This window comes from Nostoc sp. CENA543, from assembly GCF_002896875.1.
Taxonomy (GTDB): domain Bacteria; phylum Cyanobacteriota; class Cyanobacteriia; order Cyanobacteriales; family Nostocaceae; genus Trichormus.
The window spans coordinates 2564668-2577141 of the sequence record NZ_CP023278.1 but is presented as its reverse complement, the minus strand read 5'-3'; the positions used below and the strand labels follow the sequence as shown (position 1 = coordinate 2577141).

Here is a 12474-nt window from a genome sequence, read left to right as displayed (position 1 = left end):
CTAAGATATCCTAGACTGCACTGAGAAGCTAGTAATTAAAGTTACTTTTTACTAAATTAAAGTAGCGATCGTCTCATAGCTTAACAGGAACTAGAGTAAATTCCCCTGCCAACAGGGACACAAGCCCCTACATTTATGTATGGGGTTCTTCCCCCTGCCTCCTGCCCCCTGCCCCTTGTCCTCTTTATTATGGTTCTAAATTCCAGCCCAAAGCTGTAGCTACTTGTCCGGCTAATTCTAAAGGATTAAAGGGTTTAGCGATCGCGGTAGCCATACCTAATTGGGAGTAACGACGACGATCAGACGCTTGGATTTTGGCTGTTAATAAAATTACTGGGATTTTTTTGGTGTTGGGGTTGGCTTGTAATTTTTCAAAGGTAGCAATGCCATCCATATCCGGCATCATCACATCCAAGAGAATCGCATCTGGTTGATAAGTTTCCGCTTGATGAATTCCCTCTTGGCCGGAACTAGCTGTCACCACCTCCCAGCCTGCCACCGTTTCTAGACAGACTTTGGCGACTTCTTGAATATACTGCTCGTTATCAACCACTAGAATTCGTTTGCTTTTCATGATGGCTGTCCTGTTGATTGTTGGTGAGTAATTCTTTGCAGTAGTTCCATAACTCGTTGTTCAAATTCTTGGGTAGTGACACGTCCTTTGGTTAAAAATTCTGTATGTCCTAGCTTCAGTCTGTTGCGTTCTGATTCGTCTAAATCCTGGGCAGAATAAACTACTAAAGGAATATTACACAGATGATGATGTTGCTGTAACCAATCAACAACCGCAAAACCATCAGTTTCCGGTAAAATCAAATCTAGAATTAACAAATCGGGATTGACTTCTTGACTCAGATGAATCGCTTCTCTACCGGTTTTGGCACAAAAGGTTTCAATGCCATGTCTTTCAAATAACGTCGCCAGTAGTTCTACTAAATCAGGATCATCTTCCACCACCAAAATTCGAGCTTGTTGAGAATATTTAGCGATAACTTGTCTTAAGGAGTTTAATAAATAACTTTCTTGGACTGGTTTACGCACCCAATCCACAAAATCACTACTATTTTGACTATTGCTGCTTTGCTTATAGACACTGCAAATCACAATGGGAATGTCTTTGGTTTGGGCTTGTTCTTTTAAGTGTGCCATTGTTTCCCAACCATTCATCTCTGGCATGAGTAAATCCAGTACAATCACGCTGGGATGTTGGTTAGCAGCGATCGCGATCGCTTCTTCTCCTGTCGCTACAGTAATCACGCGATATCCCCCTTTTTCCAGGAGAGTTTGCATTTCTAGCCGAATCACTGCATCATCATCACAAACTAGGACGAGTGGGGATTGGGGATAAGGGATTGGGGATTGGGGACTGGGGAAGGAAGAATCATCCACTAACTCAGGATTGGGGGGAATAGGCAAAATCGGCAGTGTAAAGTAAAAGGTGCTACCTTCTCCCAAAACACTTTCCACCCAAATTCTCCCGCCATGTTGATGGACGATACTTTGACAAATAGCCAAGCCTAAACCTGTACCTTCATGGTTACGTGAATCTGAGGAATCTACCTGCTGAAAGCGTTCAAAAATACTGTGGATTTTGTCAGCCGGAATTCCCCGACCGGTATCTTTAACTGTCAGTAAGACTTCATCACCGGATTTTTGCGCCGCTAGCCACACGGTGGCATTTGGAGAGGAAAACTTGATGGCATTACTGAGTAAATTAGTTAAGGTTTGCACAATCCGGTCAGGATCTACCCACAGTTGTAGTGATGGACTTTCTACAGAGAGTGTAACTTGGGCTTTATTAGCTAAGGGCTGCATAATACTAACAGCCGATTCTATCAAGTCGGTGAGGATGCAGGTTTCTCGCTCCATTTTCACCCTACCTGACTCAATTCTTTCTATATCCAGGATGTCATTAATTAAGCGGACTAAGCGTTCGGTGCTGTCGGTAGCAATTTGCAGTAACCGTTTACCTTGTTCTGAGGTTGCTGGTAATAATCCACTGGTGAGCATTCCCAATGAACCATGAATTGAGGTTAAAGGTGTACGTAGTTCATGGCTGACGACGGACACAAATTCATCTTTCATCCGTTCAATTTGCTTTCTTTCTGTAATATCTCTGAGAATCACAGTATAAATAATATCTTTTTCTATATGTAGCTTTGAGATGGAAGCCTCAGCCGGAAATTCTGTCCCATCTTTCCGACAACCATATATTTCCCGTCGTTCTCCCATCCGTCGCGCCATGCTGGGAGATTGGCTAAAACCGTTGACGTGCTGACGATGGCTGTGAGTAAAACGCTGTGGTAAAAGCACATCAAGGCTTTGACCGATAATTTCTTCAGCAGAGTAGCCAAAAATCTTCTCTGCTCCTTGGTTAAACAGGGTGATATTTTGGTTGCTATCAATGGAGATAATGGCATCATCGGCAATATCTAAAATGCGTGCCAATCTGATTTGAGAAATCCGCAGTGCTGCTTCGATGCGTTGGCGTTCATCAAGTTGTGATTGTAGCTGACGATTGACATTGACTAACTCAGCTGTGCGTTCTGCCACTCTCAATTCTAATTCGTTGTTGGCAGTTTGCAGAGCTGCTTCGATTTGCTTGCGATTACTGATATCTCTGACTGTACCTAACATTCGCACAGCCTGCCCAGATTCATCGTAGTAAAATTTACCTGTGCCTTCTAGCCAGTGAATACTGCCATCTGGCCAAACCACGCGAAATTCATGATTATAATCAGTTTTGTGTTGCTGAGCATCAAGAATTGCTTGCTCTATGCCTGAAAAGTCGGCTGGTAAAACGCAGTTTTTCCAGATTTCATCAGAACCATTCAGCGTCATCCCAAATAATTTGGCATGGCCATCAGAGCAAGTTACTTGGTTAGTGATGAGATTCCAATCCCAAATGCCTAAATTAGCGGCTTCCAAGGCGAGGGCAAGACTTTCTTCACTTTCTTTCAGGGCAGCTTCAGCACGTTGGCGATCGCGTTGATTGCGTAATGCTAAAATTCCATAGCCTAAATCTGCTGTGAGTTCTTCTAACAGCTGCACTTCATGCACATCAAAGGCGTTGGGTTCTGCTGCATAAATATTCAAAGCCCCAAAAGGTTGACCATTAGCAATTAATGGTAAGGCAATAGATGCTGCATAACCCCGACTCGTTGCTTGACAACGCCAAATCTCATAACGACTATCAGTCAAAATATTTTGAATAATTGTGGTTTTACCTGTACGAATAGCCGTACCAGTCGGCCCTTGACCACGAACTGTATCCGCCCAAGTCAGATGCAGAGATTGCAGATATCCATCCTCATAGCCTGCTTGGGCGACTGGATAAATATCTTTGTGGGGATTATTTTTGGCGTAAGCCACCCAAGCCAAACGATAACCCCCGACTTGGATTAAAATTTCGCAAACTTGGTGCAGTAAATCTTCTTCATTATCTGCCCGCACTAGAGCCTGATTGCAGTCACTTAAGGTTTTTAATGTGCGATTCACTCGCTGAATTTCTGCTTCTACTTGTTTAATGTTGGTAATATCCCGTGTAATCGCTAACTGTACCCAGCTATCATCTGTGGGGTTGCGTAAAGGAACAGCGTGAGTTGTCACCCAACGACGTTCACCTTGACGGTTAATCAGCACGAATTCCAAAGTCCCTTTTTGTCCTTGACAGACACTTGTATGGAATTGCAGAAATGTCTGTTGGTATTCAGGAGCAATCACATTATAGATAGACTTACCCACCACAGTATCAGGATGATCTGCACCTAAGATAGTCAACCCAGCTTGATTAATTGCCAATAAAGTACCATCAGCCGCCACAATTTTGACGCAATCTGGTTCAGCGTCGAAGATGGCACAGCTATTGAGTGTGAAGGGAGGATGGGGACTGGGGACTGGGTATTGGGGACTGGGGACTGGGGACTGGGTATTGGGATTTAATCTCACCTGCACCTCTGCTGCTTCTGCACCCCTGCACCCCTGCACCCCTGCGCCCCTGCTGCTTCTGCACCCCTGCACCCCTGCACTCCTTGCAGATACTCGCCTGAGTAGTTTGACTCGTTCCAGACGGTTGATAATGCGTGTGACTAGTTCTGGCCCCACGATGGGTTTGCTGACAAAATCGTCAGCACCGACGCTATAAACTTGATTGACAATTTCCGCATCACTATGGACTGTGAGGAAGAGAATTGGCAGTTCACTCCATTGGGCATCATTACGGATGATTTGACATAGTTCTATGCCGTTGGTATGGGGCATTTCTACGTCTAAGATTAATAAATCGGGATTTTCGGCTGGCAATATTTCCCAAAAATGACGGGGATCATCTAGTGTGATCACTTTGAGTCCCCAAGGATGGAGGAGGGTTTGTAATAAAGCCAGAATTTGGGGGTCATCGTCTACGGCTAGGACTTTGGCTTCGGTGTGGGGCAGTTGTTGTATGGGGGCGATCGCTGCTAAACTTTGGCTGCTAGCTTGGGGTTTTGGTAAATCAGCATTAGTATTAGATATAGTAGTTTCTTCTGTGGGTTTACGTGCGGCTACTTCTTGGCGCAATAACTTCACCCACTTTTGCAATTTACCAGTTTCGGCAGGTGTCCAAGTTGCTTCTGATTTCAACAGCTGCTCAATTTTCTTGGCTAACTTTGAACCTTCTGGTATTCCAAATGTTCCGAGAGAACCTGCTAATGTATGCGCTTCTTGTTTGGCTTGTAATTGCAATTCTGTACTGAAACTGCCTTGCTTAACACCGTTAGCTGCTGCTTCTAAAATCTTGACTTGCTCATCTACCCGTCCATAAAATCTTGACCAAATCCCTGCTATTGCCGTTTGTGTTGACTCCAACTGCGATTTACTAGATGTAGCTTGTTCTTTTTCCCCTGTGCTTTGGTTCCCTTCCTCCTGTGGTGTGAGTCGATACCCAATACCATAGACTGTTTCAATTAAATCTCCAGGAACTCCCGCATTTCTCAACTTCATCCGTAAGCCTTTAATATGGGTGCGGACTGCTTCTTCACTGGGAGTGTCTTCATAAGACCAAAGATGCTCCAAAATCATGCTACAGCTAAACACCCGACGATGATTTCGCAAAAATAATTCTAATAGTGCATATTCTTTTGGTGTTAGTGATAGTAATTCTTGTCTATAGGTAACTTCACAACTGCTAGGATCAAGTCGTAAATTACCACATTCTAGTATTGGTTGCGATACTGTTCCCCCCCGTCGTAATAGTGCGCGTATCCTGGCTACTAATTCTTCTTGATCAAAGGGTTTGACTACGTAGTCATCCGCACCAGCATCTAAGCCAATGGCTTTTTCGTGACCACTATCACAACCAGTCAAGAGCAAAATTGGCATTTGTCTCCCACTAGCGCGAATTTGCCGACAAAGACTGATGCCATCTAGCTTTGGCAATATTACATCTAAAAGAATTAAATCATAATCATAAGTTTCTACTAAATCCCAAGCACTATTACCATCAGTTGCCAATTCCACCACATAATTTTGGTTTGCCAACACCACACTCAGCGCGGAGGCATTTAATTCATCATCCTCTACAATTAAAATCTTCATATTTAATAAAATTTTAATAATTAATCAACCCAAAATATTTTTTATGGGTGAAAAAATAAGCTATTAATGTGAGTAATTTAAAAGCATCTTAAATGTTATATCCACCTATTATTAATAATTTTTCACAAATATCAATATTTATCAAACTTTAGTAAGACTTGGACTGACTTAAAAATTATGACTTAAGTCAGATGTGAAGTAAAAAAAGGTAGAAAATTAAAGGTTTGTAGTGAGAAATTTAGTTCTCTCTACGTTCGCGGAGCGTGTCGTAGACAGACGCTCCGCGAACAAAAAAGGACTAAAGTCCTTACTACGAACAAAAAAGGCTAAACCCGCATTTCTCCAAACAGTAGAGGCGGGTTCACAGATATACTCGGTTCATTCACGAAGATTTCCCTCAACCCCTACGGACTATGGACTGAGGTTGCAAGAATTGGTGAGAAATCCTTCTTCATATGACTGCGTCAGTCCTAACGATCAGATACTTTGTCACTTCAAAGCTTACGTATAAGTAATTTTAACAGATTTACTCAAAGTTATTTTAGGCTCTGGTTCTGGCGGAATTCATTGATTTATGGAAATTATTAATCTTTATGGGGAATTTTGATCCAAATGCTACCAAAATATTAGAGAATATCTGTAAAACACTTCTTATACCCGTAATGGTAAATATCTGTGTGTCATGAGCAAGGCAAGACAGGCAAAATTACCTTCAAAAATATACACTGAAGCCATCGTTCGTTCAGTGAGTGGAGAGTCATTGTTGCACTCTTCTACGCCTGTCACCTGTGAGAATGTGACTCAATTTTATGCAGAACCGCGCCTATTAGACTCAGCAGTGAACCGCCTCAAAGCAGAAGGGTTTGAGATTTTAAACGTGAGCAAGACATCGATTAGTATAGCTGCCGATGCCGAAGTTTATGAGCGATCGCTTCAGACAACTTTAGAGGCAGTTGAGCGTCCCGTCATTAAGGAGATAGTTGGGGAAACAACAGCGACATTTATCAATGCCAGAGATGACAAACCCTTTGGTGAAATTGATACATCACAAACCAGTTGGGATCAGCTTCTAGATGGAATTGCCATCAATGAGCCTGCTTTCTATTTCCGACCCCAAATTTCTCTAGATTCTCCACTAGAAACAACTAGAAAATATCTGCGTGAGTCTCCACCAGAAACAACCACAAAGTATCTGCGTGTACCAGAAGACATCGCTCAAGGATTAAATGCCACTTTAGCTCATCAACAAGGCATCACAGGTAGAGGTGTCAAGGTGGTCATGGTTGATACTGGATGGTATCGTCATCCGTTTTTCACTAAGCATAACTACAAGGTAAATGTCGTCCTTGCGCCTGGTTCATCTGCTCCTTTAGAAGACGAGAATGGTCATGGAACTGGGGAATCTGCCAATTTGTTAGCTGTGGCTCCTGATGTCGAGTTGACGATGGTTAAAGCTGATGTTCTCACCAATCCAGGCAAGTTCAAGAATGTCAACTCAGTCGCTGCCTTTAAAAAGGCTGTTTCCCTACGACCAGATATTATCACTTGCAGTTGGGGCTGTGATCTGAGCGATCACAAATTGTCTCCCTTTAATCAAGCCTTAGCCTCAGCCATTGCTGATGCTGTGCGCCAGGGAATTATCGTCATTTTTGCTTCTGGAAATGGTCAATGGAGCTTTCCATCACAACATCCAGATGTAATTTCAGTAGGTGGTGTTTATCAGCATTTGGATGGACTGTTGAAGGGACAGTTGGAAGCGAGTAATTACGCCAGCAGTTTTATCAGTCAAATTTATCAAGGGCGCAGGGTTCCAGATGTATGTGGGTTGGTTGGTCAGCTTCCCTATGGAGCTTATATTATGTTGCCTGTACCTCCTGGTAGTCAGAAAGATCAGGAGCATTCTTCTGTCGGTGATGGTACAAAACCCACGGATGGATGGGCTGCCTTTAGCGGTACTTCAGCCGCAGCACCGCAGTTAGCCGGCATTTGTGCCTTGATGAAACAGCTTGATTCTGGATTATCTCCAGCAAAAGTCAAGGAAATTTTACAACACACAGCCCGCGATGTTGTTGAAGGGTCTAGTCATCCAAGTACGGGGGGCTATCAGGCGCATCAAGGCCCAGATTTAGCTACGGGTTATGGATTAGCTGATGCTTATGCCTCGATAGAAGAAGTGAAAAATGTAGTCTGGGGAATGAGGTTTGATGACTCTGCATTATCTTTGTCCCATCCTCCGCAATTAGCAAAAAAACAATTGCTCGATATTTCAACAACAAGGAGACAAAAAATGCCTTCTGATTTTCCTAAACTCAAAGCCAAATTAGATGAAATTTTATGGGAAATTGAGCAGATTCTTGAAGAAAGAATTAAAAATAATGAAATTGAAGATGTTGAATTAATAGTTAGTGAAGTAGATTTTGTACCTCGCTCAGTAATAGCTAAATCAATTTATTTATTGCGACAATCTTTAGAAGATTGTTGGAAAAAAGAAGAGGAAAAGAACATCAGAGGTCAGGTAGTCAAAGTTCATAAAAGCTTGGAATCGTCTAAAATATTTCTCCAACACATTTCCATAGCCCAAGGGTTAATAAAATTCGGTAAATATCAGGAAACTGCCATTCAAGTTTTAACTGAAGCTTTGAAAAGTCATAATGATACTGTGAGAGATGCGGCTATCAAGGCTTTGTCAGAATGTGTTTCTAATATTAATAGTTTTGATCATGCCAGTAGATATGATATCTCTGAAGATAGAGTTGATTTATATAATCAGCTAAAAATTACACTTTGTAAAAAAGAGCATAATATAAAGGAAAAAATATGTACTGTTGATAACAATATTGCATACTGTAGTGATGGAAACTCTACTAAAGAATATGAAAAAGTAAATGAATGTTGGAGATTGAGATAGAGTACATAAGATAGAAAAAATAGATAATATGCTAAATTGCAAATTTATCTGTATTAATACTTTTGATGATCAAAACCTTCAGTTAATTTAAAAAAATTAATATTTACATTCTATATTTCTTCTTTCATTGTTACTTAATTTTATAAAAATTTCGTTAGGTAGTTTAGTTCTACAAAGAACCTTAGCATGACTGATTTGCTCTTTGGTAAGTCCTTTACTATATCTAAGATCAGTATCTGTAAGATTGGCATCTGTAAGATTGGCATCTGTAAGATTGGCATAAGAAAGGTCAGCACCTGATAGATTTGCTTGTTTAAGGTTAGCTTTTTGTAAGCTAGCACCTTTGAGAGTAGAATTTTTTAGGTTAGCACCTAAAAGATTCGAGTTTTGCATTTTTGCATCCTTCATAATACTAGCTATGAGATTAGCTTCCACAAGAAAAGCATTCTGAAAATTAGTTCTTATCAAAGAAGTTCCCCGAAGGTTAGCATTACCAAGACTTGCGTTTTGTAAACTAGAATAAGAAAGGTTAGCACGTTTAAAATCAATTCCAGTAAGGATTTCTCCACAAAAATCTCTGTTTTGTAACTCTTTATAACCTGTCCACAACATATATCGAAGAATAAATGGAGCATCCAAATTAGGTTCACATTCCTTACTCTTCATCATTTGTTCTGCTCTAAAAATCACTAGAAAATGCAAAATCATAAGTGTTCCTATCAATGGAAAAGCCAGAAAAAATCCAGTTACTTTCCAACGATCGCCTCTCTCCTTCCTCCAACTAGCTGTCACAAATTCCTTTGCTAAACTTGAGAGTGCAGTTTCTCGATAATCTTTTTGGGCTTGCATAAACTCCCTGGCATCGCGCAGAGAACGACCTTGAAGAACGTATTCTTTGGATTTGCCCTTATCTACCCATTCTTCCGCCGCTTGCTCGATTTTGCGTTTCTTGCGGAGATTTTCTTGGCATTGAGTTAACCATTCTTGCAGTTGTCCCCAGTTACGAATCATCGCTTCGTGGGCAACTTCAATCATTTCACCAGACTGTTTATCTGAGAAGGTGGCTAAAAATCGTACTCCAGGCGCAGCAAAACGATCAATTATCGACCTAACTGATTTGGCTTCCTTTTCATCAGCAATCAGTTCTGACAAAGCAGCACGGCGACGGGTGTTTTTTGTGCCTTCCCCTAGTTCTACCAATGCTAAAAAAATCCGTCGAGCGATCGCTTTATCTTCCTCATTCAAAGTTTCATACAGGCGTTGTGCTTCTCCAGTCAGTGCGCCACCTACACCACCAAGATTTTCTAGGGTTTCGGCTGGATCAACTCCGTTTTGTAAGCCTTCCCAAATCCGCGTCAGGGCAAATTGTAATAGAGGTAAAGCTTCTCGTCCTTGGGTTTGCTCTACTAGAAGTTTGACAATTGCACTGTCTAACTTATATCCGGCTTGTGCTGCTGGTTGAGCAATAGCTGCTTCTAAATCCTCTGGCTGCATAGTTGGCACGAGAAACCCTTGCTCAGAGAAGAGTTTGTTGAGGCGTGGGTGTTGTTGGGTTTCGCCTAAAAAGTCACTCCGTAACGTCAAAATCACAGACACTCGTTTTGAAGGTTCGGCTGCTGCACACAGCAAATTTCCGACAAAAGCGTCGCGTTCGACTTGATCTTTACAAAGTGTGTAAACTTCCTCAAACTGATCCACCAAAATAATTAAGGGAGAGACAGCAATATCAGGAAAGACATCAGCAATACGCCGCAAGCCATCATATTCTTGATGATTGTTTTGCTGGATGAGTTCTTGGGCAAATTCCCGTGTCTTACTTACTGGGGTGGGATCATTAGTTGCAATCCGCGCCAACATAGTGGCAAGAGACTCAAGGGGGTGAGTTCCTGGTACAAGTACCACCAATCGCGCCTGATTCCTTCCTGGTAAGGGGTTAGCTCCCAGTTTGGGGATTAGACCAGCCCTTGCTAGTGAAGATTTTCCTGAACCCGATGGGCCATATATAGGTAGCACCCGCACCGTAGTTTCATTGTCATGAAGCTGACGAAATCTCTGCCATAGTTGCTCAATGTGCTTGTCTCGTCCAAAAAAGCGATCGCCATCCATTTCTCGAAATGCTAATAAGCCTTGATAGGGATTTGCGCCCAGCTTATGTGTAGGCGGTTGAGAAGTTTCTAACTCAGTTCGGACTTGAGAAAGATAGACTGTGAGTTGACCGATAGCCATCCCACCAATCATCTGTGCGATCGCTTGCCCGGAATTATTGCCAATATCCTGCTGAATCTGATTAGTTGAGTGAGAAGGGGAAACTAGATCAATATCTGAATTATTTTGCATAATGCGATCGCCTCAATTATCTCAAGGGACTTCCAGAGAATAAATTGAATCGTTAAAAACTCACCCCACCCTGAATATTGCCGTCAATTCTGCCAATCGCCTTACTATTGTTCATTTGTCCAATAGCCTGTCCTTCATTATTGGTGATGGTTTGATTGATCTGAACTCCTGTTGCGGTTGACTGTTCTCCTTGCAATATTTTGGCTATCTCTTCAGCTAACTCTGGGTTATCCTGGAGCAAAATTTCTAGTTCTTCTTGAAATACGGCTTGACGGGCTGAACTTTCAGGTTTTGCTGCTACTTGTTCAGCTGCTACCTTCAATTCCTCTTTAGATTCAACCTTTGTACCTAATTTCGACCAAATTTTCTTAGCCGTTTCCCAGATATCTGGAGCAATGCTTTCTCCAACCTTTTCTGTAGTTTTTTCGACCGCTATCCCACCTAATTTGAGCAAATAGGGCAGACAGGGGGCTAATAATTTAGTCAGAAATACAATATCCATACTATTTACCTCATCTAATATCCGAATTTACACTGCTTTTAGCGTTTTAAATGAAACATTTTTTGATATTTCTTAATCAGCCAGCTAATTGTCAAAGGTTGATGCAACAACAGTTGAATTTCATGTAATTGGGCGATCGCCAGCCCAGTGTCAGTAAAATTAACAGCTTTGACTAATGAAAAGCCTACTTTTGGAGAATTTACTAGTGTTTACATTTAGATTACATTACTTTTTTATACTAGAGCAAAATGGCTGAGATAGCGATATAAATGAACCAAGCTTGAATCTGACTTTTCATCTCATGGGGAAAAACTGAGGTAAACCTCACCCCCCAGTCCCATATCCAGAACAAGTGTATTTTATATAACAAAGATTTTATCAGGGGGTCTTTTAGACTATTGATATACATCAATCAAGAACATTGTTACTGACTTTACTTTCCTTCTTCACAACTTCCTCAAATTCTTGCCCTATAAACATATAGTGTGAGGGGGGTAAGAACTAAAAGACTCGTCCTGCTTATTTTTCGACAGCTAAACATAAAAACTCAATTTGACAATCCAACACCTTATTATTCAAACTACTTGCAGAGGTCTATATGCTGAAAAATATTTTAGTCGCATTGGATCGCTCAGAAATGGGACAACAGGTTTTTGAGCAAGCATTAGCTTTGGCAAAAGCCACAGAAGGTAAATTATTGTTAGTACACGTTTTATCTTCAGAAGAAGATGGTAGTCCTCACATTCCGATGGTATCCACTTATGACTACTATCCAGGATTAAGCGGTCAAAGCTTTGAAATCTATCAAAAACAATGGGATCGCTTTAAAAATGAAGGCATGAAAATGTTGCAATCCTTCAGTGCGAAAGCCAACACCGCAGACGTACCTACGGAATTTACCCAAATCATGGGTAGTCCCGGACGCACTATTTGTAAATTAGCGACTACCTGGAATGCTGATTTAATCGTCATGGGACACAGAGGTTTCGCCGGAATCAAAGAATTATTCCTAGGTAGTGTCAGTAACTACGTCCTACACCATGCACCTTGTTCAGTTCACATAGTCCATTGTCCAGCCGAAGAGACTATTACAGAGGATTCCCATAATAACCAAGTAATAGGGGTGTGAGGGTATAAGGGTGTAGGGGTGTAG

The 12474-nt window shown here is 41.6% G+C and carries 6 protein-coding genes; 2 read left to right on the top strand and 4 right to left on the bottom strand.

Features of this window, described 5'->3' with window-relative positions; translation table 11 throughout:
* Positions 1-187: 187 nt before the first annotated feature.
* Together CLI64_RS10690 and CLI64_RS10685 are read right to left on the bottom strand one after the other, a co-directional pair.
* Positions 188-574, bottom strand: coding sequence for a response regulator (locus CLI64_RS10690; protein WP_103137205.1), 387 nt, complete (start codon positions 572-574; stop codon positions 188-190).
* Positions 571-5574: a response regulator gene (locus tag CLI64_RS10685; protein WP_225977560.1), complete on the bottom strand. Its 5004-nt coding sequence runs from the start codon at positions 5572-5574 to the stop codon at positions 571-573. Before CLI64_RS10685 ends, CLI64_RS10690 begins: the two co-directional genes overlap by 4 nt.
* A 682-nt stretch (positions 5575-6256) precedes the next feature.
* Between CLI64_RS10685 and CLI64_RS10680 the strand changes: the two genes are divergently transcribed.
* Entirely contained in the window at positions 6257-8482 is a 2226-nt protein-coding gene (locus CLI64_RS10680) for a S8 family serine peptidase (protein WP_103137204.1), read from the top strand.
* A gap of 96 nt (positions 8483-8578) precedes the next feature.
* On the opposite strand, the gene CLI64_RS10675 is transcribed toward CLI64_RS10680, so the two are convergent.
* Both CLI64_RS10675 and CLI64_RS10670 read right to left on the bottom strand, forming a co-directional pair.
* Entirely contained in the window at positions 8579-10819 is a 2241-nt protein-coding gene (locus CLI64_RS10675) for a pentapeptide repeat-containing protein (RefSeq protein WP_103137203.1), read from the bottom strand.
* A 52-nt stretch (positions 10820-10871) separates the two neighbouring features.
* Positions 10872-11321 (bottom strand): hypothetical protein, encoded by a 450-nt coding sequence (locus CLI64_RS10670; RefSeq protein WP_103137202.1) that lies wholly within the window; start codon positions 11319-11321, stop codon positions 10872-10874.
* A gap of 598 nt (positions 11322-11919) precedes the next feature.
* Here CLI64_RS10670 and CLI64_RS10665 point away from each other — a divergent pair.
* Complete coding sequence (locus CLI64_RS10665; RefSeq protein ID WP_103137201.1) at positions 11920-12450, top strand: universal stress protein; 531 nt, start codon at positions 11920-11922, stop codon at positions 12448-12450.
* Positions 12451-12474 lie beyond the last annotated feature (24 nt).

Excerpts from the sequence above, each read along its gene's own strand:
- CLI64_RS10690 (WP_103137205.1), bottom strand. The coding sequence starts at position 574 with ATGAAAAGCAAACGAATTCTAGTGGTTGATAACGAGCAGTATATTCAA.
- CLI64_RS10685 (WP_225977560.1), bottom strand. The coding sequence starts at position 5,574 with ATGAAGATTTTAATTGTAGAGGATGATGAATTAAATGCCTCCGCGCTG.
- CLI64_RS10680 (WP_103137204.1), top strand. The coding sequence starts at position 6,257 with ATGAGCAAGGCAAGACAGGCAAAATTACCTTCAAAAATATACACTGAA.
- CLI64_RS10675 (WP_103137203.1), bottom strand. The coding sequence starts at position 10,819 with ATGCAAAATAATTCAGATATTGATCTAGTTTCCCCTTCTCACTCAACT.
- CLI64_RS10670 (WP_103137202.1), bottom strand. The coding sequence starts at position 11,321 with ATGGATATTGTATTTCTGACTAAATTATTAGCCCCCTGTCTGCCCTAT.
- CLI64_RS10665 (WP_103137201.1), top strand. The coding sequence starts at position 11,920 with ATGCTGAAAAATATTTTAGTCGCATTGGATCGCTCAGAAATGGGACAA.